The organism is Streptomyces sp. HUAS MG56 (assembly GCF_058673395.1).
Window position 1 is genome coordinate 9,109,959 of sequence record NZ_CM178722.1, and the last position, 22,944, is coordinate 9,132,902.

Here is a 22,944-nt window from a genome sequence, read left to right on the forward strand (position 1 = left end):
CAACCAAGGCTGCCTCAGGCGCGCCGGGGAGGCGCGGGGAGCGGCGCGACCGACCGCATGCGGTCCACGCTGTCGAAAACGCTCCGGATCACCCCGAACCCGGATGCGTTCTAGGCTGATGTGCATGACCGAACAAGCAGCTCCCCACATCTCCCATCCGCGGGTCCTGGTGCTCGGGGTGTGCCCGGGCAAGCCGGGCGAGCCGCCCTTCCGGATCATGGAGATCGACGGTCAGGTGATCGGTGCGGTCCGCAACGTCACCGACGTACTGGAGACCGCCGCGTCGCACGGCATCACCATCCACGACCTGGACGACCCCGACGCGGTCCGCTGGGTCGGCGGGGGCAAGTACACCTGGTCGCTGCACTGAGCCCGGCGCCGCTCAGCCGTTGCTCGTCGTCACCGACACCGAGTCCACCACCAGTTGCTGCGGGAACCGGGTGGAGCCGTCGGGGTCGCCGGGCCAGTAGCCGCCGACGGCGAGGTTCAGGATCAGGAAGAAGGGTTTGTTGTCGAACACCCATGTCCTGCCGCCCAGGTCGGCGGGCGTGCGCCGCTCGTAGACCGTCCCGTCCACCGACCAGGTGACCGAGCCGGGCGCCCAGTCCACGGCGAAGGTGTGGAAGGCGTCCGCGAAGGCCTGGCCGTTCGGCAGGGTGTAGCCGGCTCCGATGCCGCCGGAACCCGAGTAGCCGGGCCCGTGGATGGTGCCGTGCACGGTCGAGGGCTCGAAGCCGACGTTCTCCATCACGTCGATCTCGCCCGAGTCCGGCCAGTTGACCGGCGTGCCGAGCATCCAGAAGGCCGGCCACATCCCCTGCCCGCGCGGGATCTTCATGCGCGCCTCGACGTGCCCGTACCGGGCGTCGAACTTCCCAGCCGTGTTCAGCCGGGCCGAGGTGTACTGGCAGGTGCCGTACCAGCACTGGTAGCCGGCCGGGTTCTCCTTGCGGGCCGTGATCACCAGATGCCCCTGGCCGTCCAGAGCCGCGTTGTCCGTCCCGGACGTGTAGTACTCCCGCTCGTGGTTGTTGACGTTGTCGCCGGTCTCCAACGTCCACTTCGAGGAGTCGACCGCGGCGCCCGCGGGCCCGTCGAAGGTGTCGGAGAAGGTGTTGACGGCTGCCGCCCGCGGAGCGGCGGTCTGGGCCCGTGCCGGTCCGACGGCGGCGGTGCCGACCAGGGCGGCGGACAGGGCGGCGAAGAGGCAACTGCGGAGCAGGCGTGGGGAAGCCATGACTCTCCGTTCACTGTGGGGGGGTGCGAGTCGCCTCTTGATTTAAGGGGTGAGATAAGAGGCCGTCAACACCCTGGTCCGGACCTGTTTCTGACGTGATGTCAGATGAAAACGCGTTACTTCGCTGGTAAGGGATTCGCTTGACCGGCGTAATTGCGATGTCATGCGGTTAAAGAATTACCCTTGGGGCGGTGAGAGTTTCCTTGAAAAGGGGCCGCATCGTCGTTGCGGGCACACGGCGTGCCGAAGACTGCTGCGCATGGCCACGAACGTCCTCGACGCAACCGTCCCCACCGGTGCCGATCGCCGCCCGCCCTGGCGATCACCACAGGGCGATCCCCCGTACGCACGCCCTGTGCTGCTGGTTCTCGTCGTACTCGCCGCCGTGCTCTACGCCTGGGGCATCGACCGCAGCGAGTACCACACGTTCTACGCGAGTGCCGCCCGCAGCATGACGGAGAGCTGGAAGGCTTTCTTCTACGGCTCTTTCGATCCCGGTAATTCCATCACTCTCGACAAATTGCCGGGATTCCTGTGGCCGCAGGCGCTGTCCGCGCGGCTCTTCGGATTCCATCCGTGGTCGCTGACCCTGCCCCAGGTCCTGGAGGGCGTGGCGAGCCTGCTGGTGCTCCACCGCATCGTGCGCCGCTGGGCCGGGGCGCACGCGGCGCTGATCGCCGGCGCGGTGTTCCTGGTGACCCCCGTCGCGGTCGGGCTGTTCCGCACCTCGGTCGAGGATCCCATGTTCACGCTGTGTGTGCTGCTCGCGGCCGAGGCCACCCAGCGGGCCGCCCTCGCCGGCCGGCTGCGCCCGCTGATCATGGCCGGCGTCTGGGTCGGCGTCGGCTTCCAGGCCAAGATGCTGGAAGCGTGGGCCGTGCTGCCCGCGCTCGCCCTGGTCTACCTGATCTCGGCGCCGCTCACACTGCGCCGGCGGCTGGCCCACCTCGGCATCTCCGCCGTGGTGATGACGGCCGTGTCGGCGTCGTGGATGCTCGCCGTCACCCTCACCCCGGCCAAGGACCGGCCCTATGTGGACGGCACCACCAACAACTCCGCGTTCAGCATGGTGGTCGGCTACAACTTCCTCACCCGCTTCTCCTCGCTCGGCATCAGCGCGGCCTCGACGGGCAGCGTCACCTCGACCCAGGGCGGCGGAGGCGGCCACGCCCGCACCGGGCAGGGCCCCGGCCAGGCGGCGGGGTTCGGGGCCGGGCCGGGATCCGGCCGGGTGGCGGGCACGGGCGCCGCGGGTACCGGCTCCGGCGGCGCGGGCGCGTACGGCGGAGCCGGTGCGTTCGGCGGAGACCTCGCCCGCACCGGTCACCGTGCGCACAGCGGTGACCGTGCCTTCGGCGGTGCCGGTGCCCTCGGCGCGGGCGGTGCGCAGGGCACCGGCGCGGCAGCCGCGCGGACAGGTGGTGGCGGCGGTTTCGGCGGTGACCAGAACGGCTGGTCGAAGATGTTCGGCACGTCGCTCGCCTCCCAGACCGGCTGGTTCTACCCGATCGCCGCCATTGCCGCGGTGTGCGGACTGCTGTGGTCCCGGGGGCGGCCGCGCACCGACCGGCTGCGCGCCGGGTACGTCCTGTGGAGCACCTGGCTCGCCCTGTACTTCCTGGTCTTCAGCGCCGGCAGCGTCGCCGGGCACACCTACTACATGGGAGTGATCGCCGTACCGCTCGCCGCGCTCACCGGGGCCGGGACCGTGCTGATGTGGCGCGCCTACCGGGCCGGCGGGCCCCGCGCCTGGGCGCTGCCGGGCGCGGTGGCGGCGACGGCGGCCTGGGCCGCCTATCTCGCCGGGCAGTTCACGTCCTTCGCGGCGTGGCTGGCGCCCACCGTGGGCGTGCTCGCCGTCTCCGGTCTGGTGCTGCTCTTCCTGGCCCGGCCGGGCGGGCGGAGCGCCGGCGGCCGGCTCGCGCTCGGCGGGCTCGCCGCCGCGCTGGCCGCCCTCCTCATCGCCCCCAGCGCCTGGGCGGTGCAGGTCTTCGCCCCGTCCTACCGCACCAACACCATGGGCGCGGTCGGCCCGTCCGCCTCCGGGCGCGGCTTCGGCACGACACGCTCCGGGACCGGACGGCTCGGGCAGACGGCCTGGACCGGCGCCGGCGCCTTCGGGCGGGCGAGCCGGGGCAGCAGGCGCGGCATGACCGGGACCGGAGCCGCCGGGGGCATGGGCGGCATGGGCGGATTCGGCGGCGCCTCCGGGAGCGGCGCGCTGACCGCGGCGCAGCAGCGGCTGTTCGACTACACCCGCGCCCACCAGGGCACCGCGGCCTATGTGTTCGCCACCACCAGCTGGAGCACGGCATCGCCGTACATCCTGGCGGACGGCGCCCACGTGCTGTCCATCGGCGGCTTCAGCGGCCGGGTGCCGTTCCCGACCGAGGGCCGGTTCCAGCAGCTCGTCGACAGCGGCGAGGTGCGGTACGTGGTGCTCGGCGGCGGACGCGGCATGGGCGGCATGTTCGGGGGCGCCGCGCAGCCCGGCACCGGTGCGAAGACGGCCACCGGCACCGCGGAGGGTGCCACGGCGGCCACGGGACGGACGGCCGTCACGCAGATCACCGCCTGGGTCCAGGCCACCTGCGCCAAGGTCCCGGCCTCGGCCTACGGCGGCACGGACTCCGCCGCCGCGCCGCCGTCCCTGGCGGGCCGTATCGGGGCGACGGCCAGCGCACAGACGCTCTACCTGTGCGGACGGGGCCAGTAGCATGAGCCCGGCAGCTGGTGCCGATCATGCGAGGAGCGGATCGTGCGGGACATCTCCGTCTTCAGCGGCAGCGCGCATCCCGACCTGGCCCGGGAGGTCTGCGCCCACCTCGGAGTGCCGCTCAGCCCGACCCGGGTCAGCCGGTTCGCCAACGACTGTCTGGAGGTGCAGCTTCAGGCCAACTGCCGGGAGCGGGACGTCTTCCTGATCCAGCCGCTCGTCCGGCCGGTGCAGGAGCACCTGGTGGAGCTGCTGCTGATGTGCGACGCCGCCCGGGGCGCCTCGGCGGCCCGGATCACGGTCGTCATGCCGCACTACTCCTACGCCCGCTCCGACAAGAAGGACGCGCCGCGCATCTCACTGGGCGGGCGCCTGGTCGCCGACCTGCTGGTCGCGGCCGGCGCCCGCCGGGTGCTCGCCATGACCCTGCACGCCCCGCAGGTGCACGGCTTCTTCTCGGTGCCGGTGGACCATCTGCACGCGCTGCGCGAACTGGCCGCGCACTTCAGGCAGTACGACCTGACGCGCACCACGGTCGTCTCGCCGGACCTCGGCAACGCCAAGCAGGCCGCCGCCTTCGCCCGGCTGATCGGGGCGCAGGTGGCGGCCGGCGCCAAACAGCGCTACGCCGACGACCGGGTGAGCATCAGCTCCGTCATCGGCGACGTCACCGGCCGCGATGTCATCGTGCTGGACGACGAGATCGCCAAGGGCAGCACGGTACTCGAACTCCTCGACAAGCTCCGTGAGTCGGGGCCCCGCTCGATCCGGGTGGCGTGCACGCACGGGGTGTTCGCGGGCGGCGCCGCCAAACGGCTGAGCGAGCAGCCGGACGTCCTGGAGATCGTCTGCACCAACACCGTGCCGGTGCCGGAGGACGAACACACCGGGAAACTCCGGGTGTTGTCCATCGCCCCCGCCCTGGCCGAGGCGGTACGGCGCATCCACAACGGCGAGTCGGTGAGCGCCCTGTTCGAGCACGCCTAGCGGCCCTGGAAGGGATCCGGCGGCAGATGACGGTCACAGCGAGCCGGACGCGGCTCCGGGCCGGGCCAGGGCCGCGTCCAGGCTCGGATGCGCGGGCAGCAACCGGGACAGCCCGGTGGCCTCCAGGACGCGCAGGACCAGTGGCTGCGCGCACACCAGGTACAACTGCCCGCCGCCGTCCAGCACCCGGGTGCGGGCCCGGTGCAGCAGCCGCAGCCCCGAGCAGTCGAAGAACTCCACCGGGCCCAGGTCGATCACGAGCCGGGCGCTGGGCCGGCCGGTGAACCGGTCCAGCAGCGGACCGATCTCCGTCGCCGAGACGAGGTCGATCTCGCCCCGCAGCTCCAGCACCGTGTGCGCCCGGTGCTCGTAGACCCGCAGATGGCGGTGGAAGGGTGCGCGCTCGTCCCGCACGACCGTCTCACCTCCCGCCCGCGCCCGGCCGTTCCGGGTCGGTCCCCGACCGTCAAGTTACCCTCCGTGGAAGGAATTTGAGCATGTTCGATTGACATATGTCGACGGGTTTCGACGCCTGTCGATCGGATGTCCGACGAACGCCGGGTGCGCGTGCTCAGTCGGCCAGCAGCACCAGCTTCCCCGTCGTCCGGCCGGTCTCGCCCAGGGCGTGCGCCTTCGCCGCGTCGGCCAGCGGGAACGTCCCGGCGATCGTCGCCGTCAGCTTCCCGGACACGGCCAGCTCGGCGATGGCCTCCATCCCGGCGCGGTCGGCGTCCACCAGCATGCGCACGGCCCGTACGCCGAGCCGCTCGGCCTCCTCGTAGAGCTCCCGGGAGCCCACGGGCAGGATCGACACGAGGACACCGCCGGGCCGCAGCGTCCGCAGCGAGGTGACGGAGGTGTCCCCGCCGAGGGTGTCCAGGACGACGTCGACGTCCCGTACGGTCTCGCTGACGTCGGTCGTCCGGTAGTCGATCGGCTCGTCCACGCCGATCTCCCGCAGGAAGTCGTGCTTGCCCGCGCTCGCCGTCCCGATCACGTACGCGCCCCGCGCCTTGGCGATCTGCACGGCCACGTGCCCGACCCCGCCGGCCGCCGCGTGGATCAGCACGCGCTGCCCGGGCCTGACGTCCGCGTGCTCGGTCAGCGCCTGCCAGGCGGTCAGGGACACCAGCGGCAGCGCGCCCGCCTGCACATGGTCGAGGGAGGCCGGCTTGCGGGTGAGGGCACGCACCGGTGCGAGGACGTACTCGGCGTGCGAGCCGGCGCCGTAGGGGTAGGGCAGCATGCCGAAGACCTCGTCGCCCGGCGCGAAGGCGGCCACGCCGATCCCGGTCTCGGCGACCTCGCCGGACACGTCCCAGCCCAGCACGAACGGCGGCTCGCCCAGGAAGACGCCGAGGGCCCGGTGCTTCCAGTCGGTGGGGTTGACCCCGGCGGCCCGCACCCGGATCAGCACCTGGTTCGGTCCCGGCTTCGGCCGCTCCAGCTCCACTTCCCGCAGCACCTCGGGACCGCCGAGGACGTCCTGGCTGATGGCTCGCATCGTGTTCACATCGCTCATGGTCACCCAGCCTGCCGGGGTTCGCGCGGCCGGGAAATGGCATGACAGTCACCTTTCGATAGGATCCTGCCATGGCTGATGTACCGCCGCGCACCCGGCGCCCCGAGCGGGTGGCCGTCCTCGCCCTGGACGGTGTCTACCCCTTCGAGCTGGGCATCCCCAGCCGGATCCTCGGCGCGGCCGACGGCCGCTACGAGGTGCTGACCTGCTCGGTCGACGGCCGGCCGGTGCGCAGCAGCGCCGACTTCACGATCGGCGTCCAGCACGGCCCCGAGATCCTGGACACGGCGGACACGGTGGTCGTCACCTCGATGCCCCCGGCCTGCATCCCCGACGAACTGCCCGCCGAGGTCACCGCCGCCCTCGCTCGCATCCGCCCGGACGCCCGGATCGTCTCGATCTGCACGGCCGCGTTCGTCCTCGCCGAGGCCGGCCTGCTCGACGGCCGCAGCGCCACCACCCACTGGCACATGACGGAGACGTTCCGGCGCCGCTTCCCGCACGTCGACCTCGACCCGGACGTCCTCTTCGTCGCCGACGGGCGCATTCTCACCTCGGCCGGCGCCGCCGCCGGGGTCGACATCTGCCTGCACATGGTGCGCACCGACCACGGCAGCGAGCTGGCCAACTTCGTCGCCCGCTGCTGTGTCGTCCCGCCGTTCCGGGACGGCGGCCAGGCCCAGTACATCGAGCAGCCCGTCCCGCAGAGCGGCGCGGCCAGCACGGCCGGGACCCGCCTGTGGGCCCTGGAGCGCCTCGGCGAGCCGCTCACCCTGACCGACCTCGCCGGCCACGCCCGGATGAGCCTGCGCACCTTCGCCCGCCGCTTCCACGACGAGGTCGGCCTCAGCCCCGGCCGCTGGCTGATCCAGCAACGCGTCGCCCGCGCCCGCCATCTCCTGGAATCCAGCGACCTGCTGGTGGACCGGATCGCCGCCGAGGTCGGCTTCGCCACCGGCGCCTCGCTGCGCCAGCACCTGCACGCGGCGATCGGGGTGTCCCCGCAGGCCTACCGCAGGACGTTCCAGCAGGCCCGCTGAATCACGGCGCGGCGTACACCAGTTCCCCACCCACATAGGTGAGCGCCACGGCCGCCTCGGCGATCGCCTCCGGCGGCCCGGCGAACGGATCCCGGTCGAGGACCACCAGGTCGGCGAGCGCCCCTACGGCCACCCGGCCGGTGTCGTCCAGGTGGTTCACGTACGCCGACCCGGCCGTGTACGCGGTCAGCGCGTCCGCGAGGTCCAGCCGCTGCCCGGGCAGGAACACCGGTCCGCCGCCGCCCGGCTCGACCCGGTTGACCGCGACATGGATGCCCTGGAGCGGATCGGGGCTGCTCACCGGCCAGTCGCTGCCCGCCGCGAGCCGCGCCCCGGACCGCAGCAGCGCCCCGAACGGGTACTGCCAGGCGGCCCGTTCGGCCCCGAGGAAGGGGATCGTCAGCTCGTCCATCTGCGGCTCGTGCGCGGCCCACAGCGGCTGGATGTTCGCGGTGGCGCCGAGCCGGGCGAACCGCGGTACGTCGTCCGGATGCACGACCTGGAGGTGGGCGAGATGCGGCCGGGTGTCGGCCGGCCCGTTCGCGGCCCGCGCCGCCTCGACGGCGTCCAGCGCGTCCCGTACGGCCCGGTCGCCGAGCGCGTGGAAGTGGCACTGGAAGCCGAGGGCGTCCAACTCGGTGACGAACGTGGGCAGTCGATCAGGATCGACGAAGCTCTTGCCCCGGTTGGCGGTCGCGCACCCGCACCGGTCCAGATAGGGGTCGAGCAGCGCGGCCGTACCGTTCTCGGCGACCCCGTCCAGCATCAGCTTCACGGTGGTCGCCCGGAACCGCCCATGGCTCAACTCCCGGCGCTTTTCGACCAGTTCGGGAATCTGCTCGGCGCCGCGCTCCCGGTCCCACCACAGGGCGCCCCGCACCCGCGCCGTGAGGGAACCGTCCCGGGCCGCGGCGAGATACGCCCCGGCCGGGTCGTCCATGCCGAGGAAGTCGCCGACCAGCGCGTCCTGCCACGCGGTGATGCCGAGCGCGTGCAGATGCGCCTGCGCGTGCAGCAGCGCGGCCAGCCGGTCGGCGGGGGTCGCGGGCGGAGCCAGCCGGCCGACCAGCTGCATCGCCCCCTCCTGGAGGGTGCCGCTCGGCTCGCCGGAGGCGTCCCGCTCGATCCGTCCGTCGGCCGGGTCGGGGGTGTCCCGGCCGATGCCGGCCAGCTGGAGCGCCCGGCTGTTGACCCAGGCGCCGTGATGGTCCCGGTTGGGCAGGTACACCGGCCGGTCCGGTACGACCGCGTCGAGCAGTTCCCTGGCCGGCGTACCGCCCGCGAACGCCTCCATCGACCAGCCGCCGCCGAGGATCCACGTCCGCTCGGGGCGGGCCTCGGCGTAGGCGCGCACGGCGGCCACGGACTCCTCGGCCGTCCTCACCCCCGTCAGGTCGCACTGGCTCAGCTCCAGCCCGGCCGGCACCGGATGGACGTGCGCGTCCTGGAAGCCGGGCAGCAGCAGCCGTCCGGCGAGGTCCACCACCTCGGTGCGCGGCCCGGCGAGCGCGCGCACCTCGTCGTGCCCGACGGCGGTGATCCGGTCACCGGTGACGGCCACGGCGCTCGCCGTGCGGCCCGTCGGGGTGAACACGGGGCCGCCGGTGAAGAGAAGATCAGCGTGCATGATGCCTTTCCCTGAAATCACGTGCTCGACAGGTCAGTTGGAGGTGGGGGCGGAGGGGAGCAGCTCGGGTGCGTCGGCGTCGGTGCCCGCGCCCGTGCGGAAGTACGGCGATCTGCGCGCCCACTTGGCCCACGCGGCCGCCCCGAACCCGGAGGCGATCATCGCCACCGGCATCAGCAGCAGGAACCAGCCGTTGTCCGCGCGCAGTTCCAGATGGTCGGCCGAGCGGTAGAAGGACCAGCCGAGATAGCCGCCGAGCCCGAGCAGCGCGAGCGCGCTCAGCGCGGGCAGCACCACCGCGCGCAGGCCCAGCCGCCAGTCCTTTCGCAGCGCGGCGCGGAAGCGCACGGCGGCGGCGAGCGCGGTCAGCGCGTACGACAGCGCGACCACGATCCCGACCGCGTTCACCGTCGCGTCGATCATGTCGGCGAGGCGCGGGATCACCAGCGCGAGCAGCGCCACCGCCACCGACAGCCCCCCGATCAGCAGCGTCCCGGCCGCCGGGGTGCCGTACCGGCGGCTGACCCGGGACCACACCGGCCCGAGCGTACGGTCCCGGCTCATCGCGAACATCCCCCGGGCCGTCGGGATGACGCCCGCCTGGAGCGAGGCCACGGCCGAGAACATCAGCGCCACGAGCGGCAGCGCGGCCAGCGGCTGCTGGGCCAGCCGGTCCCCGAAGTACGCCAGCCCCTCGGCGCCGTGCCCGGCCAACTCCCCCTCGGAGAGCACCCGTTGGAAGGCGATCGAGCCGAGCAGGAACAACCCGAGCATGGTCACCAGGGTGATCGTCCCGGCCCGGGAGGCGTCCCGCGGGTCGCGCACCTCCTCGTTGACGGTGAACGCGGCCTCGAACCCCCAGTAGCAGAACACCGACAGCAGCATCCCCTGGGCCAGGGCGGACGCCGAGGGGATCGCGAAGGGGTCGAACCAGGAGAGCCGGAACGGGTGCGGGCCCACGGCGATGCCGTACCCGCAAAAGCCCAGCAGCACGGCGTACTCGAAGACGAGCAGTCCCGTCTGCAGCCGGGCGGCCGTACGCACGCCCGTCACGGCGGTCAGCGTGACCGCGACCAGCACCACGATGCCGACCGCCGTCGTCTGCGCCGTCGACCCCGCATCGAGCGCGAGCGAGCCGATCCGGTGCACTCCCGCCTCCCCGGCCAGCTGGAGCAGCGCCGAGCCGGTGACCGCCGTGGTGTAGGCGAGGAACGCCACGCTCGCCACGCAGTTGACCCAGCCGACCATGAAGCCGAGCCAGGGGCTGAGCGAACGGCCCACCCACACATAGCCGTTGCCGGCGTTCGGCTCCACCCGGTTGAGCCGGGAGTAGGCCCCGGCGATGCCGAGGACCGGCAGGAACGCCAGCAGCATGATGGCCGGCAGGTGCAGGCCGACCACCCCGGCCGTCACCCCGAGACCGATGCCGATGCTCGTGGTCGCGGCCGTACTGGAGGCGGCGACGGCGATCCCGTCCAGCACGCCCAGGGACTTGCGCAGCTCGGGCTGCGCGGGGGGATCCACACCGAGGGGGGTATCGCTCATCGCCGGCTCTCCGCTCGCACCGGGGGGCCTGGTCGGCCCCGGTGACCGCAGATGAAACCGCCGGTGCACTTCACAGGTCAACGGTGTTGTCATAAGGTGCCGGGCACGTCCGGGGGAGGGCTCCCGGGATCCGAGGGAGGGCTTTGATGAGCGAACGGGTCGTCCCGCCCGCCGCGCGGCAGCGCCGGCGCCCCACCAAACAGGGCGTCGTCCTGTCCGCGGAGCTGATCGTCGAGACCGCGCTGCGGCTGATCGAGGAGCACGGCTCCGAGGCGCTGTCCGTGCGCCGCCTGGGCCGGGCCCTCGGCGCCGATCCCAGTTCCCTGTACCGGTACTTCCGGCACACCGACGACCTGATGCTGGCCGTCGCCGACGAGCTGATCGGCCGCTCCATGCGGCCTTGGCGGCCGACCGGCGACTGGCTGGCCGACCTGCGCGACCTGGGCCTGCGCATGCACGCCGGCGCCCTCGCGCACCCCCGTGCGGCGGTGCTCAGCGCCCACCGGGTCACCGGCCGCGCGCAGGAGATCCAGGCCGTGGAGACCATCCTCGGGGTGCTGCGGCGGGCCGGGTTCCCGGACCGGGAGGCGGTGCGGATCTACCACGCCTTCGTCGACCAGGCCCTCGCCTTCGGCGCCCTGGACTCCGCCGGCACCGCCCTGCCCCGGGCCGCCCGCGAGGCCGAGGCGGAGGTGTGGCGCGAGACCTACGGCCGGCTGCCCGCCGCCACCCACCCGCACATCGCGGCCACGTCCCGCCACCTCGTGGCCACCATGCGCGCCAGTTCCTACCCGGCCGCCCTCGATCTGTTCCTGACGGCCGCGCGGACACGCCTCGACGACGTCCGTGCGGACGGGGCGGGCTGACGGTCACACTGGACGGGATCCGTATCCCGAGGAGGCCGTACGCGATGACCCCACCGCCCGCCCGCACCACCGCGGAGCGCACGAAGGACACCCTGCACCGGCTGGAACACGACGTCGACGCCTGGGTGGCCACCGCCGGCCCCGACGCCGGCGCTCCCCATCTCGTGCCGCTGTCCTTCGTGTGGGACGGCGCCACGCTGCTGCTCGCCACCCCGGCCGAAAGCCCCACCGGCCGCAATCTCGCCGCGACGGGCCGCACCCGCCTCGGCCTCGGCTCCACCCGGGACGTCGTCGTCATCGAGGGCACCGTCCAGACGGTGCCCCCGGAGGACCTCCCGGAGGAGGACGCGGAGGTCTTCGCCGGCAAGACCGGCTTCGACCCCCGCCAACTCGCCACCCGTTACCTGTATTTCAAAGTCCTTCCGCGACGCGTGCAGGCCTGGCGCGAGGAGAACGAACAGGAGGGCAGGGAGCTGATGAGAGACGGTGCGTGGCTCAGCGCCCCGTAGCGGCGCGGGGCCGCATCGACATGCGGCCCCGCCGCGACGGGGGAACGCGGCGGGGCCTTGCTGCACGACTGCCCACCCCGATACGGGGTCACACCTCCCCGGCGCAGATTTTTCTAAATTCCGCCGGTTCCCGGCGCGTCATCAGCTCCCGTCGACGGGCTCCAGAACGAAGACCGGGATCTCCCGCGAGGTCTTCTCCTGGTACTCGGCGTACGGCGGGTACGCGGCCACGGCCCGCTCCCACCACAGCTCCTTCTCCCCGCCGGTGACCTCACGCGCCCGCAGGTCCCGCTTGACCGGGCCGTCCTGGAGTTCGACGTGCGGATCGGACGTGATGTTGAAGTACCAGACCGGGTGCTTGGGCGCACCGCCCTGCGAGGCGACCACCGCGTACGTCCCGTCGTGCTCCACCCGCATCAACGGCGTCTTGCGGATCTTGCCGCTCTTCGCACCCCGGGTCGTCAGGATGATCACCGGAAGCCCGGTGTCCATGAGCGTCGTTCCCTTCGTCCCGCCGGAGCCCTCGTACAGCTCGACCTGCTCGCGCACCCACTGGGTCGGGCTGGGCTCGTACTCACCCTCAAGAGGCACGGGTTCATCCCCTTCGTCGGTTCAACGGCTGTCTGCCACCGCGCACAACACCGGCGGCCGCGCGGATCATCCGCACCGAGGATCCCTTCCCCCGTACGGCCCTCACCTCACAGGCAGTCGAACTCCACCGCCCCGGCGGCACGGTGGTCCCGTCCCGGCCGCGCACCACCGGCGAGGGCGAACCGCGGCGGATCGCCGAGCCGTACGCGGACGGCTGCGACGGGCGACCGGACCGGCCGGAGGAGGAGCGCGGCCGCGCCGGCACCCCGTGGATCCTGCGCCTTCGCGTCGCAGGAGAGCCGTACCCTGGAGTCATGACCGGCCATCCGGGTGGACCCGCGACGGCCGGCCGGCGGCCCAGGGCCCCGGAATCCGGCCGGTTGTCCTCCCTCGCACCCCTCATCTTCAGCCAGATCCCACGGTTCACCGAAGTGGCCGAACTTGTCGTGGACCTATAGGTGCCTCGGGCATCTAATGAAGATCGGTACCACGCACTTCTTCGTCTGCGAGGTCTACTCATGACGGAACTGACGGACATGACCGGCCCGGCAACCCCGGCCGACCCCGTCGCCTTCCCGCAGGACCGCACCTGTCCCTACCACCCGCCCACCGGATACGCGCCACTGCGGGACGGGCGTGCCCTGTCCCGCGTCACCCTCTTCGACGGCCGCGAGGTCTGGGCGGTCACCGGACACGCCGCCGCCCGCGCCCTGCTCTCGGACCCCCGGCTCTCCTCCGACCGTCGCCGCCCCGAGTTCCCCGTGCCCGCGGAGCGCTTCCAGGGCATCCAGGACCGCCGGGTGGCCCTGCTCGGGCTGGACGACCCCGAGCACAACCGGCAGCGGCGGATGATGATCCCGGAGTTCACCGTCCGGCGCGCCACCGAGCTGCGGCCCTGGATCCAGCGGGTCGTGGACGGTCTGCTGGACGACATGATCGCCCAGGGCCCGCCCGCCGAACTGGTCTCGTCCTTCGCGCTGCCCGTGCCGTCGACGGTGATCTGCTTTCTGCTCGGCGTGCCGTACGCCGACCACGAGTTCTTCGAGGAACAGTCCCGCAGACTGCTGCGCGGCCGGACGGCCGACGAGGCCGTGGCCGCCCGCGCCCGCCTGGAGGAGTACATCGGCGGGCTGGTCGACGACAAGGCGAAGGCGGTCGAGCCGGGCGACGGCATCCTCGACGACCTCGTCCACCAGCAGCTGCGCGACGGCGTCCTGGAGCGTGCCGACGTCGTCTCCTTGGCCCTGATCCTGCTGGTCGCGGGCCACGAGACCACCGCCAACATGATCTCGCTGGGCACGTTCACCCTGCTCCAGCACCCCGAGCGGCTCGCCGAGCTGCGCGCCGACCCGGCGCTGCTGCCCGCCGCCGTCGAGGAGCTGATGCGGATGCTCTCCATCGCGGAGGGGCTGCAACGGGTGGCGCTGGAGGACATCGAGATCGGCGGCGAGACGATCCGGGCCGGCGAGGGCGTGCTGTTCTCCACCTCGGTGATCAACCGCGACCCGGCCCAGTACGAGGACCCCGACAGCCTGGACTTCCACCGCGGCACCCGCCACCATGTGGCGTTCGGCTTCGGCATCCACCAGTGCCTGGGGCAGAACCTGGCCCGCGCGGAACTGGAGATCGCCCTCGGCACGCTGCTGTCCCGGCTGCCCGGCCTGCGCCTCGCCGTGCCGGCCGAGGAAATCCCCTTCAAGCGCGGCGACACGATCCAGGGGATGCTGGAACTCCCCGTGACCTGGTAAGAGGCTCAGCTCATGCGATTCAAGGTCAGCATCGACACGAACGTCTGCATCGGCGCGGGGCAGTGCGCGCTCGCCGCCCCGAAGGTCTTCACCCAGGACGACGACGGCTTCAGCACGCTGCTCCCCGGCCACGAGGACGGCACGGACGAGCCGATGGTCAAGGAGGCGGCCCGCGCCTGCCCGGTCTCGGCGATCACGGTGTCGGAGACCACCGGCTGATCCCGTCCGCGCCGGCGGCCGCCACCAGCGCCCGCGCCGCCTCGCGGGCCTCGGCCGCCGGCCGCGCGTCGCCCGTGACACCCGCCGTGACCATGGCCCCCTCGGCCAGCAGGAAGAGGGGGCCGGTGAGTGCGGCGGGCAGTCCGGCCGCGTCCACGAGCGAGGCGAGGTAACCCCGGAAGGCCTCCTTGTGGGCACGGACCTGCTCGGCCACCGGGGCGGACGCCGGGCCCAGCTCGCCGTAGGCGTTGAGCCAGGCGCAGCCGCGGAAGCCGGCCTCGCCGAACCATTCCTGGAGCCAGTCGAACACGGCAGGGATCCGCTCCCGCGGGTCCCGCTGCCGTGCCACGTGCTCGGCCAGACGCCCGCGCCAGCGCTCGTCCCGCCGGGCCAGATACGCCGTGACGAGCTGCTCCTTGGCCGGGAACAGCTGGTACAGACGCTTGAGCGACAGCCCCGAGGCGCCCCGCACTTCGTCCATGCCGACGGCCTGGATGCCGCGGGCGTAGAACAGCTCCTCCGCGGCGTCGAGCGCGCGGTCCCGGGCGACCGCGGTGTCCATCGGCGGCATCGGCACTCCTTGACTCCCTGACAGGTTCCTTGACGTGAGAACGATCGTTCTCCTACGGTAGCAGACACATGGAGAACGCACGTTCTCTTGTCGACTCGGCCGCTGCCCAGGCGCGGTCCGAACCCAGGAGGAGACCATGGCCGACCGCCCGCCGCTGCCGCCGTTCACCCGTGAGACCGCCGTACAGAAGGTCCAGGCCGCCGAGGACGCCTGGAACACCCGGGACCCGCACACGGTGGCGCTCGCCTACTCGGAGGACTCGGTCTGGCGCAACCGCGGCACCTTCGTCACCGGACGCGCCGAGATCGTCACGTTCCTCACCGCGAAGTGGGAGCGCGAGCTGGACTACGCCCTGCGCAAGGACCTGTGGGCCTTCGACGGCAACCGCATCGCCGTCCGCTTCCAGTACGAGTGCCACGACGCCGCCGGGCAGTGGTGGCGCTCGTACGGCAACGAGCTGTGGGAGTTCGACGAGCACGGCCTGATGACCCGGCGCGAGGCCAGCATCAACGACGTCGCCATCGAGGAGCACGAGCGCCGCATCGCCGGACCCCGGCCCGGGAGCGAGCGCGGGGCGTCCTTCCCCCTCCGGTAGGTCCGGCGTTCAGTAGGGTTCCCGGATGACCCGACAGGCCGAGAAACCCTTCCTCTACGTCGTCGTCTGCGCGGCGGGCGTCGCCGCCGGCGTCGACCGGCTGATCACCGCCGCGCAAGCGCGGGACTGGGCGGTCGGTGTCATCGCGACCCCCGTCGCGGCGGGCGGCTTCTTCGACCTGGAAGCCGCGGCGGCCCAGACCGGCCGTCCCGTGCGCTCGGCCTGGCGGACCCCGGCCGACCCGCGTCCCTTCCCGCCGCCGGACGCCGTGGCGGTGGCACCGGCCACCTTCAACACCGTCAACAAGTGGGCGGCCGGCATCGCCGACACGCTCGCCCTCGGCACCCTGTGCGAGGCGGCCGGCCTCCGCATACCCGTGGCGGTCCTGCCCTGCGTGGCCGACGCCCTGGCCGCCCACCCGGCCTACCTCGACAGCCTGGCCCGGCTGCGCGGCATGGGCGTCCGCTTCGGCGAGCCGTACAACGGCGAAGTCCGGCCGGACGGCAGCCGGCCGGACTTCGCATGGGAGCGGGCCCTGGACCTGCTCGGGCCGCTCTAGGGGCCTAACGGCAGGTCAGCTTCGGGCCCTCCAGCATGGCTCCGGTGTACATGCTCTGGCCCTGCGGCACCCAGTAACCGAGCTTCGAGACCACCGTGGAGCACTTCGCCCCGAGGGTGACCCTGACCCGGAGCTTCTCCGGGTGGCCGGGCTGGAGTTCGGTCACCGTGCAGTCCAGGGAGTTCGCCAGCCGGGTCTTCGACGGGTAGCGGCCCACCAGCGGGTTCACACAGCGGCGGTCGGCGCTGCGGATCTGCACGCCGGTGCCCTCCTCGCCGATCATGCCCAGCCGCGCGTTGCCGTCGCCCTCGTCGCTGTTGCGGCGGATCGTGTACGTCACCGTCGTCGTGGCGTTGCGGCGCAGCACGGTGTTGTCGGCGCTGACCACGTGCGTGGCCTTCGCCATCGGTGCGGTCAGCGACACGGTGGCCTTGACCGTGCCCTTCAGGTCGACCCCGGCCGGCACCGACCTCACGCGCACCGTGGCGGAGATGTCGTACGCGCCCGGACCGGCGTACAGCCGCGAGCCGGGCAGCGACCCGGTGCCCAGGGACTTGCCCGCGCGGTGCACCTCCCAGGAACCCTCGGTGCGGCAGACGTACTGCACCTTGGCGTCCGTGCCCCGACAGGTGGCCGGGGCCGTGATGTTCAGTCTCGGGGAGCCGGTGTCCGCGCACAGGCTGACCTGGGCCTGCTCGCCTTGCGAGCCGCGCAGGGTGCCCGCGGCCGCGCACAGTGTGCCCGGCGTCTCGGGCGCGGGGGCGGATGCGGATGCGGCAGTGGACTGCGCGCAGGCGGGGGTGACGAGGGCCAGGGGCAGCAGCGCTGCCCCGGCCAGGGTTCTGAACGTGGTGGAACGTGTCGGCACCGCGTTTCCTCCGAGGCGGCCGTGACCGGCCGGACGCCGGTCGTCTGCCGCCGAGGATGAGCCGACAGTACGACGATCCGCGCCTCCCACGCCGGACGATCACCTGACGGCAGCAACCACAGCGCCCTCAAGGAGCGCGGGGCCGGATCGATGTGCGGCTCCGCCGCGCGGGCGCCGGACGGCATGTCAGGGCACCCCGACGGCGCATCCGCCCCCCAGCGGAGCGCCACCGTGCTTTTCGGACGTACTGCGCGTTCCCCGGAGCGGAGACGTCCCGGTCCCGGCGGACGATGCTCAGCCTCTCACCCCAGCGGTCACCTCAGTGTCAGGGCGCCTGCGGTCCTCAAGGAACCCGCGGCGCGGCACGTGTCAGGATCACGTCGCCCGCGTGTTCGCCCCGTCAAGTCCGGGCCCGGTCAGGCCGTAGGCTCGGTCCCGACCATCGTTTCCGACGGCGGGAGCAGCATCGATGCAGTACGTGAAGCTCGGTTCCACGGGCCTGGACGTCTCGCGGATCTGTCTGGGCTGCATGACCTACGGCCTGCCCGACCGCGGCGTCCACGAGTGGACCCTCGACGAGGAGGCGTCCCGCCCGCTCATCCGGCAGGCGCTGGAGGCGGGCATCAACTTCTTCGACACCGCCAACGTCTACTCCGACGGCACCAGCGAGGAGATCGTCGGCAGGGCCCTGCGCGACTTCGCGAACCGCGACGAGGTCGTGCTGGCCACCAAGGTGCACGGCCGGATGCGGCCGGGCCCCAACGGCGCCGGACTGTCCCGCAAGAACATCATGACCGAGATCGACCACAGTCTGCGCCGCCTCGGCACCGACTACGTCGACCTCTACCAGATCCACCGCTACGACCACGCCACCCCGGTCGAGGAGACGATGGAGGCCCTGCACGACCTGGTCAAGGCGGGCAAGGTGCGCTACATCGGCGCGAGTTCGATGTACGCCTGGGAGTTCTCCAAGGCGCAGTACACGGCCGAGCGGCACGGCTGGACCCCGTTCGTGTCCATGCAGAACCACTACAACCTGCTCTACCGCGAGGAGGAGCGGGAGATGCTGCCGCTCTGCGCGGACCAGGGCGTCAGCGCGCTGCCGTGGAGCCCGCTGGCGCGCGGCCGGCTCACCCGTGACTGGGGCACGGTCACCGAGCGCAGCGCGAACGACAACTTCGGCAGCAGGCTGTACCTGGAGAGCGACCGCTCGATCGTCGAGGCCGTCACCCGCATCGCCGAGGCCCGCGGCGTCCCCCGCGCCCAGGTCGCCCTCGCCTGGCTGCTGCACCGGGCCACGGTGGCGGCCCCGATCGTCGGCGCCGCCGAGCCGCACCACATCGAGGACGCCGTCGCGGCCGTCGAACTGGAGCTGAGCGAGAAGGAGATCGAGGAACTGGAACAGCCGTACACGGCACGGGCGATCAGCGGCCACTGAACGGTCACCGACCGGTCAGTGCGGTCCGTGCGGTACGAACTCCGTGCCGCACGGACCGGCCCCCTCGCTCACGGGCAGCGGCACCCGCTCGCCGCTCATCGTCAGCGTCCGGTAGTACGCGCCGATCCGCTCGGCCGACCGGCCGACATAGTGCCCGATGAACGAGCGCCGGAAGCGGTCGGCGGTGCGGTTCGGCCCCGAGCCGTGCACCAGGCTGCCGTTGAAGAACAGTACGTCACCCGGCGCCAGATCCACCGGGACCGGCACGAGTCCGGGCGGCGGCGGCACGTACTCGCGGGCGAACGACGCCTCCTCGTCGGCGAGTTCGGGACAGAACAGGTCCATCCGGTGGGTGCCCGGGACGACGTCGAGGCCGCCGTTGTCCCGGTCGATCGGCTCGCAGGCCACCCACGCGGCGATGCAGGTGCCCGGCTCGACCCGGAGGTAGAAGTTGTCCTGGTGCAGGGCCTGCCCGCGCGCCCCCGGCGGCTTGAAGTAGAACATGCTCTGCGCGGCCAGCACCTCCTCGCCGAACAGCACCTCCAGCACGGCCCGCAGCCGGGCGTCCAGCAGGAACTCCCGGGCGGGCGGGCTGAATTCGTGCGGCTGCATCACCCGGGGATGGCGGCGCAGCGGGTCGGGATCGGCCGGGCGGGGCTCGAAGCGGCCCGGCACCGGACCGGCCGCGTGCAGCGCCGCGAAGTGCGCGCACAGCCGCTCGGTCTCGGCCCGGCCGAACAGGGCGCGTACGACCGTGAATCCGTCCTCCTCGAACCGCTGCCGGAGTGTCCCGGGCAGCCTGCCGGCGTCGTCCGTGGCTGTCATGTGTCCGCTCCTCAAGTCGGGTGGCCCGGTCGTCCGTCCGGCACGCTAGGCGCATGTGCCCGAGGGGAGGATGTCCGTGTGTGCTGAGGACCTGCCCGTGACGGCTGCCGCCGGTGCCCCGTCCCCGCCGCCGGACCTGGTGGTGACCGGGCGCTACGACCAGGGTCCGGGCTACCGCGTCCACCGGCCCGGGGGTTCGGCGAGCTGGCTGTTCACCTTCACCACGGGCGGACACGGCCTGCTCCGCCAGGGCGGCGCCCGCACCCGGGCGGGCGCCGGGGACCTGGTGGTGCTCGCGCCCGGCACCGCTCACCGGTACGCCGTCGCGCCCGGCGCCGAGCGCTGGCGGTTCTGGTGGGCGCACTGCGGGGCACGCCCGTCCTGGACGCCCTGGCTCGCGCCGTACGCCGTGGGCGACGGGCTGTATGCCGTACCCTCCGCCCCCGCCGCGCCGCACGAGCGGATCGCGGCGGCCTTCGCCCGGATGCTCACGGACCGGGGCGCCGCGCGCGGGCCGGATCCCGTGGTCGTGGCCGACGGCTTCCCGGCCCGCGAACTGGCGCTCTGCGCGCTGGAGGAGGCCGTCCTGCTCGCGGTGTCCGGTGCCCGGGCCGTGCCGTCCGTAGCGCAGGACGATCCCCGGGTGCGCCGGGCCGAGGAACTGATCGCGGCCGACCCCGGCGCCCCGCACACCGTCCGCTCGCTCGCCGAGAGCGTCGCGCTGTCCCCGTCCCGCTTCGCCCACCTGTTCACGCTGTGCACCGGCCGGTCCCCGATGCGGGCGCTGCGCGAGGCCCGGCTGCGGCACGCGGCCCGGCTGCTGCGGAGCACCGACCTGACGGTGGAGCGGGTGGCGGCGGCCTCGGGATTCCCGAGTCCCTACCACTTCAGCCGGATCTTCCGGGAACACCACGGGATGCCGCCCGGCGCCTACCGGGCGGGTGAGCGGCGGTAGGAGAGGAATTGGTTTGCCCGGGCCGACCGCTTTTGACAAATAGTCAACCGAAGACCTTCCGCCCGGAATCGCGAGAAGCGCGAGATCCCTTGTTCCAAAGTGCCGCGCTGTGCAAAAGTGTGCGCTGTCCGCGTGCAGACAATTACATTCCCCGCTGCATGCGCCAGGCCGCTCCCCGTACACCCCCACGCTTCAAAAGAGCCGCCTCAGGTGGACGTCCGAGCTGCCCCATCACCTCGCCATACCAGTTGGTATGGACTAATTCCCGTATCCGTCTGGAGGAATTGCGGCCGTGAATGAGGCAGGCCTGTCGGACGAGGAACTGAGCGCCGAGCTGAAGAAGTGGACGGGCACGACTCCCGCGCTGCATCCCGTCGGTGAACTGCTCGACCGGCACTGGGAGGCCGCCTTCGCCTACGCCCGGCTGTGCACGGACGGCACGCACGGCGCCGGCATGCTCACCACCGCCGCCTTCACCCGGCTCTTCGGCGCCTCGCTCCGGCAGGCCGGCCCGAGCGCCGCCTGGCGGCCGCAGCTGCTCGTCACCGTCCGCCGGATCGCCGCCGAGTGGGACGCCGACGGCCGCCAGGAACTCCTGCACCCCGCACTGCGCTCCAGCGCCACCGGTGAGCGCGCCTCCGCCCGGCTGCTGCCCCCGCCCGGCCGCCGCCTGCTCTCCCGCGCCTTCCAGGGGGTGCCGCAGACCTCCCGCGCCGTGCTGTGGCACACCGAGGTCGAAGCCGAACCGCTCGCCGTACCGGCGGCGCTGCTCGGCCTGGATGAGGAGGACACGCGCGTCGAACTGCGCCGGGCGCGCGAGCGGTTGCGCGAGGAGTGCCTCCAGGTCCACCGTGAACTCGCCCCCGAGGCCGAGTGCCGGAGCTATCTGCGCATGCTCGACGTGACCTACCGGCGCGGCGGTATCGACCTGGACCCGGACCTCGCCGGGCACCTGGCCCGCTGCACCCACTGCCGTCGCACCGCCGACCAGCTCGCCGCCTTCAACACCGGGCTGGGGCTCGCGCTCGCCGAGGCGGTGCTCGGCTGGGGCGCCCGGGACTACGTCGAGTCCCGCGCGCGCCGCACCGAGGAGCCGCCCCCGCCCGCCCCGGACCCCGCGTCCCTGACACCCCGGTCCGGCGAGTCCTTCACCTCGGCCGCCGCCACGGGCCACCACGCCGGCCCCGCCGCTCCCACCCGTCGTCGCGGCCCCGTACCGGTCCCGGGCCGCCGCCGTACCACCGCCCCGGCCGAGCCCGGCACGTCCGCCCCCGCCGGCTCCGACGGCGAGCCCGCCCCCTCGCGCCGCTCGGACCGGCGCGCCGCCCGACGCGCCCGGCGCCGCAACGTCGCCCTGGCCGTGGGGACCGTGAGTGCTCTGGTCGTGCTGCCCCTGCTGCTGTGGTCGGTGCTCGGCTCCGGGGACCACCCGGCGCGGGGCACGGGCGGTGACGCGTCCAGAGCGCCGGGTACGGGAACGTCGAGCCCCGGCGCCTCCTGGGCCGGGACGGGCGCGGCCGGGCAGGGCGCGGTGCGCGGGCGGCTGCGCAACCTCGCCTCCGGGCTCTGCATCGGCGTCGTCGGCGGCAAGGCCGTCCAGGGCGCCGAGACCGAACTCGCCGCCTGCGGCGCGACACCGAGCCAGCAGTGGACATACGAGTCCGACGGGCTGTTGCGCGACTCCGCCGCGCCCGACCTGTGCCTGGACTCCAGCCTCGGCTACTCGGTGCGCCTCGCCCCCTGCTCGGCCACCGGCGCGGCCGCGCGCGCCATCCGCTACGACTTCACGCTCCAGGGCGTGCTCGTGCCGCGCTGGAACCAGGAGCTGGCGCTCACCCCGGCCGCCACCGACGGCTCCGGCGCCCTGGTCACCAAGAACCGCGCCACCGGCACCGACCAGCGCTGGTCCGTCGACACCGCCAAGCCCGAGCTCCAGATGCAGAACGTCAACTGGGACAGCGACAGGCCCGCCTCACCGGCCGCCACCCGCCACCCCGCACCCCCCGCACCGAAGCCCGGCCCCACGGCGTCCGGCACCACCGCCGCACCGGCCCCCACGCCCACCTCGGTGGCCCCGACGCCCACACCGTCCGTCCCGTCCGATCCCTGTGCGGCGTACCCGTACCAGTGCGGCTGGGGCGGCGGGGGTTACGAGGGCGGAGGGTGGCACCACCGCTGACTCAGGGGTGGTGCGGCGGCGGGGCGGGAGGGTTCCCAGGGGCAGGGGCGGCTCCGGCCACACCAGCAGGCCGGCGCCCTCGCACGCGGCCACCGCCTCCCGCTCGACCCGGCCCGACCGCTCCTCGCGCACACAGGGGCGGCCCAGGCGCTCGGCGGCCGCGTCGAGTAGTTCGGCCGACGACGTCCCGCGCAGCGCCGCGCCGTGCGCGAGCCCCGGGACCTCGGTGCCGGTGACGTGCAGCAGGACCACCTCGGCGCCGTCCGGCGCGTGTTCGCGCACGGCGTCCACGCAGGCGGGCCAGGTGCCCTCGACGAGCCGGGCGAACACACGCATCCGGCCGGCCT

General features: G+C 73.0%; 22 protein-coding genes and 1 pseudogene. 13 read left to right on the plus strand and 10 right to left on the minus strand.

Translation table 11 applies throughout. The features are described from left to right. The first annotated feature begins 124 nt into the window (after positions 1 to 124). Complete coding sequence (locus AC4OXY_RS42060) at positions 125 to 370, plus strand: hypothetical protein (RefSeq protein ID WP_356029418.1); 246 nt, start codon at positions 125 to 127, stop codon at positions 368 to 370. Positions 371 to 388: 18 nt separating this feature from the next. Here the strand turns inward: AC4OXY_RS42060 and AC4OXY_RS42065 are convergent. Continuing rightward, positions 389 to 1,237: pseudogene (locus tag AC4OXY_RS42065) on the minus strand (glycoside hydrolase family 16 protein); the annotation flags it as partial. Positions 1,238 to 1,496: 259 nt separating this feature from the next. Here AC4OXY_RS42065 and AC4OXY_RS42070 point away from each other — a divergent pair. Next, complete coding sequence (locus AC4OXY_RS42070) at positions 1,497 to 3,953, plus strand: ArnT family glycosyltransferase (protein WP_491992352.1); 2,457 nt, start codon at positions 1,497 to 1,499, stop codon at positions 3,951 to 3,953. Between the two features lie 42 nt (positions 3,954 to 3,995). Further along, a complete protein-coding gene (locus AC4OXY_RS42075; protein ID WP_362819453.1) occupies positions 3,996 to 4,940 on the plus strand; it encodes a ribose-phosphate diphosphokinase in 945 nt (314 codons plus the stop codon). Positions 4,941 to 4,973: 33 nt separating this feature from the next. On the opposite strand, the gene AC4OXY_RS42080 is transcribed toward AC4OXY_RS42075, so the two are convergent. Both AC4OXY_RS42080 and AC4OXY_RS42085 read right to left on the minus strand, forming a co-directional pair. Then, positions 4,974 to 5,354 (minus strand): anti-sigma factor antagonist, encoded by a 381-nt coding sequence (locus tag AC4OXY_RS42080; RefSeq protein ID WP_491992353.1) that lies wholly within the window; start codon positions 5,352 to 5,354, stop codon positions 4,974 to 4,976. A 157-nt stretch (positions 5,355 to 5,511) separates the two neighbouring features. Next, on the minus strand, positions 5,512 to 6,462 hold the full coding sequence (locus AC4OXY_RS42085) for an NADP-dependent oxidoreductase (RefSeq protein ID WP_491992354.1): 951 nt from the start codon (positions 6,460 to 6,462) through the stop codon (positions 5,512 to 5,514). A 71-nt stretch (positions 6,463 to 6,533) separates the two neighbouring features. Between AC4OXY_RS42085 and AC4OXY_RS42090 the strand changes: the two genes are divergently transcribed. Continuing rightward, positions 6,534 to 7,502 carry a GlxA family transcriptional regulator gene (locus tag AC4OXY_RS42090; RefSeq protein ID WP_491992355.1) on the plus strand — a complete coding sequence of 323 codons (969 nt, stop codon included), beginning with the start codon at positions 6,534 to 6,536 and terminating at the stop codon, positions 7,500 to 7,502. 1 nt (position 7,503) lies between these two features. Here AC4OXY_RS42090 and AC4OXY_RS42095 read toward each other — a convergent pair whose 3' ends face one another. Together AC4OXY_RS42095 and AC4OXY_RS42100 are read right to left on the minus strand one after the other, a co-directional pair. Beyond that, a complete protein-coding gene (locus AC4OXY_RS42095) occupies positions 7,504 to 9,129 on the minus strand; it encodes an amidohydrolase (protein ID WP_491992356.1) in 1,626 nt (541 codons plus the stop codon). A 33-nt stretch (positions 9,130 to 9,162) separates the two neighbouring features. Further along, positions 9,163 to 10,674 (minus strand): APC family permease, encoded by a 1,512-nt coding sequence (locus tag AC4OXY_RS42100; protein ID WP_356029436.1) that lies wholly within the window; start codon positions 10,672 to 10,674, stop codon positions 9,163 to 9,165. 146 nt (positions 10,675 to 10,820) lie between these two features. On the opposite strand from AC4OXY_RS42100, the gene AC4OXY_RS42105 reads away from it, so the two are divergent. Both AC4OXY_RS42105 and AC4OXY_RS42110 read left to right on the plus strand, forming a co-directional pair. Then, positions 10,821 to 11,540 (plus strand): TetR/AcrR family transcriptional regulator, encoded by a 720-nt coding sequence (locus tag AC4OXY_RS42105; RefSeq protein WP_491992357.1) that lies wholly within the window; start codon positions 10,821 to 10,823, stop codon positions 11,538 to 11,540. Positions 11,541 to 11,584: 44 nt separating this feature from the next. Then, positions 11,585 to 12,049, plus strand: a complete 465-nt coding sequence (locus AC4OXY_RS42110) for a pyridoxamine 5'-phosphate oxidase family protein (RefSeq protein WP_362819459.1) — start codon at positions 11,585 to 11,587, stop codon at positions 12,047 to 12,049. 141 nt (positions 12,050 to 12,190) lie between these two features. Here the strand turns inward: AC4OXY_RS42110 and AC4OXY_RS42115 are convergent, their stop codons facing one another. Continuing rightward, entirely contained in the window at positions 12,191 to 12,640 is a 450-nt protein-coding gene (locus tag AC4OXY_RS42115) for a nitroreductase family deazaflavin-dependent oxidoreductase (protein ID WP_356029444.1), read from the minus strand. A 107-nt stretch (positions 12,641 to 12,747) separates the two neighbouring features. Next, positions 12,748 to 12,966 carry a hypothetical protein gene (locus tag AC4OXY_RS42120; RefSeq protein WP_491992358.1) on the minus strand — a complete coding sequence of 73 codons (219 nt, stop codon included), beginning with the start codon at positions 12,964 to 12,966 and terminating at the stop codon, positions 12,748 to 12,750. Between the two features lie 192 nt (positions 12,967 to 13,158). Here AC4OXY_RS42120 and AC4OXY_RS42125 point away from each other — a divergent pair, with 192 nt between their 5' ends. Beyond that, a complete protein-coding gene (locus tag AC4OXY_RS42125; protein WP_356029450.1) occupies positions 13,159 to 14,388 on the plus strand; it encodes a cytochrome P450 in 1,230 nt (409 codons plus the stop codon). A 12-nt stretch (positions 14,389 to 14,400) separates the two neighbouring features. Beyond that, on the plus strand, positions 14,401 to 14,607 hold the full coding sequence (locus tag AC4OXY_RS42130) for a ferredoxin (RefSeq protein WP_071378342.1): 207 nt from the start codon (positions 14,401 to 14,403) through the stop codon (positions 14,605 to 14,607). Here AC4OXY_RS42130 and AC4OXY_RS42135 read toward each other — a convergent pair. After that, complete coding sequence (locus AC4OXY_RS42135; RefSeq protein WP_362819544.1) at positions 14,582 to 15,169, minus strand: TetR/AcrR family transcriptional regulator; 588 nt, start codon at positions 15,167 to 15,169, stop codon at positions 14,582 to 14,584. The genes AC4OXY_RS42130 and AC4OXY_RS42135 overlap by 26 nt on opposite strands. A 145-nt stretch (positions 15,170 to 15,314) precedes the next feature. Between AC4OXY_RS42135 and AC4OXY_RS42140 the strand changes: the two genes are divergently transcribed. Together AC4OXY_RS42140 and AC4OXY_RS42145 are read left to right on the plus strand one after the other, a co-directional pair. After that, positions 15,315 to 15,773 carry a nuclear transport factor 2 family protein gene (locus AC4OXY_RS42140; RefSeq protein ID WP_356029452.1) on the plus strand — a complete coding sequence of 153 codons (459 nt, stop codon included), beginning with the start codon at positions 15,315 to 15,317 and terminating at the stop codon, positions 15,771 to 15,773. Positions 15,774 to 15,798: 25 nt separating this feature from the next. After that, entirely contained in the window at positions 15,799 to 16,332 is a 534-nt protein-coding gene (locus AC4OXY_RS42145) for a flavoprotein (RefSeq protein ID WP_356029455.1), read from the plus strand. A gap of 4 nt (positions 16,333 to 16,336) precedes the next feature. On the opposite strand, the gene AC4OXY_RS42150 is transcribed toward AC4OXY_RS42145, so the two are convergent. Further along, positions 16,337 to 17,200, minus strand: coding sequence for a hypothetical protein (locus AC4OXY_RS42150; RefSeq protein ID WP_491992359.1), 864 nt, complete (start codon positions 17,198 to 17,200; stop codon positions 16,337 to 16,339). A gap of 469 nt (positions 17,201 to 17,669) precedes the next feature. On the opposite strand from AC4OXY_RS42150, the gene AC4OXY_RS42155 reads away from it, so the two are divergent. Then, entirely contained in the window at positions 17,670 to 18,638 is a 969-nt protein-coding gene (locus tag AC4OXY_RS42155) for an aldo/keto reductase (protein ID WP_362819464.1), read from the plus strand. Positions 18,639 to 18,653: 15 nt separating this feature from the next. Here the strand turns inward: AC4OXY_RS42155 and AC4OXY_RS42160 are convergent, their stop codons facing one another. Next, a complete protein-coding gene (locus tag AC4OXY_RS42160; RefSeq protein ID WP_491992360.1) occupies positions 18,654 to 19,463 on the minus strand; it encodes a phytanoyl-CoA dioxygenase family protein in 810 nt (269 codons plus the stop codon). Between the two features lie 70 nt (positions 19,464 to 19,533). On the opposite strand from AC4OXY_RS42160, the gene AC4OXY_RS42165 reads away from it, so the two are divergent. Together AC4OXY_RS42165 and AC4OXY_RS42170 are read left to right on the plus strand one after the other, a co-directional pair. After that, the gene (locus AC4OXY_RS42165; protein WP_356029464.1) at positions 19,534 to 20,418 is read left to right on the plus strand and encodes a helix-turn-helix domain-containing protein; all 885 of its coding nucleotides are present in this window, start codon (positions 19,534 to 19,536) and stop codon (positions 20,416 to 20,418) included. 292 nt (positions 20,419 to 20,710) lie between these two features. Then, entirely contained in the window at positions 20,711 to 22,597 is a 1,887-nt protein-coding gene (locus AC4OXY_RS42170; protein ID WP_491992361.1) for an RICIN domain-containing protein, read from the plus strand. The last annotated feature ends 347 nt before the right edge of the window (positions 22,598 to 22,944 follow it).

Excerpts from the sequence above, each read along its gene's own strand:
- AC4OXY_RS42125 (WP_356029450.1), top strand. The coding sequence starts at position 13,159 with ATGACGGAACTGACGGACATGACCGGCCCGGCAACCCCGGCCGACCCC.
- AC4OXY_RS42165 (WP_356029464.1), top strand. The coding sequence starts at position 19,534 with ATGTCCGTGTGTGCTGAGGACCTGCCCGTGACGGCTGCCGCCGGTGCC.
- AC4OXY_RS42120 (WP_491992358.1), bottom strand. The coding sequence starts at position 12,966 with ATGGCCGGTCATGACTCCAGGGTACGGCTCTCCTGCGACGCGAAGGCG.
- AC4OXY_RS42135 (WP_362819544.1), bottom strand. The coding sequence starts at position 15,169 with ATGGACACCGCGGTCGCCCGGGACCGCGCGCTCGACGCCGCGGAGGAG.
- AC4OXY_RS42140 (WP_356029452.1), top strand. The coding sequence starts at position 15,315 with ATGGCCGACCGCCCGCCGCTGCCGCCGTTCACCCGTGAGACCGCCGTA.
- AC4OXY_RS42105 (WP_491992357.1), top strand. The coding sequence starts at position 10,821 with ATGAGCGAACGGGTCGTCCCGCCCGCCGCGCGGCAGCGCCGGCGCCCC.
- AC4OXY_RS42160 (WP_491992360.1), bottom strand. The coding sequence starts at position 19,463 with ATGACAGCCACGGACGACGCCGGCAGGCTGCCCGGGACACTCCGGCAG.
- AC4OXY_RS42095 (WP_491992356.1), bottom strand. The coding sequence starts at position 9,129 with ATGCACGCTGATCTTCTCTTCACCGGCGGCCCCGTGTTCACCCCGACG.
- AC4OXY_RS42130 (WP_071378342.1), top strand. The coding sequence starts at position 14,401 with ATGCGATTCAAGGTCAGCATCGACACGAACGTCTGCATCGGCGCGGGG.
- AC4OXY_RS42110 (WP_362819459.1), top strand. The coding sequence starts at position 11,585 with ATGACCCCACCGCCCGCCCGCACCACCGCGGAGCGCACGAAGGACACC.
- AC4OXY_RS42145 (WP_356029455.1), top strand. The coding sequence starts at position 15,799 with ATGACCCGACAGGCCGAGAAACCCTTCCTCTACGTCGTCGTCTGCGCG.
- AC4OXY_RS42100 (WP_356029436.1), bottom strand. The coding sequence starts at position 10,674 with ATGAGCGATACCCCCCTCGGTGTGGATCCCCCCGCGCAGCCCGAGCTG.
- AC4OXY_RS42070 (WP_491992352.1), top strand. The coding sequence starts at position 1,497 with ATGGCCACGAACGTCCTCGACGCAACCGTCCCCACCGGTGCCGATCGC.
- AC4OXY_RS42155 (WP_362819464.1), top strand. The coding sequence starts at position 17,670 with ATGCAGTACGTGAAGCTCGGTTCCACGGGCCTGGACGTCTCGCGGATC.
- AC4OXY_RS42090 (WP_491992355.1), top strand. The coding sequence starts at position 6,534 with ATGGCTGATGTACCGCCGCGCACCCGGCGCCCCGAGCGGGTGGCCGTC.
- AC4OXY_RS42060 (WP_356029418.1), top strand. The coding sequence starts at position 125 with ATGACCGAACAAGCAGCTCCCCACATCTCCCATCCGCGGGTCCTGGTG.
- AC4OXY_RS42085 (WP_491992354.1), bottom strand. The coding sequence starts at position 6,462 with ATGAGCGATGTGAACACGATGCGAGCCATCAGCCAGGACGTCCTCGGC.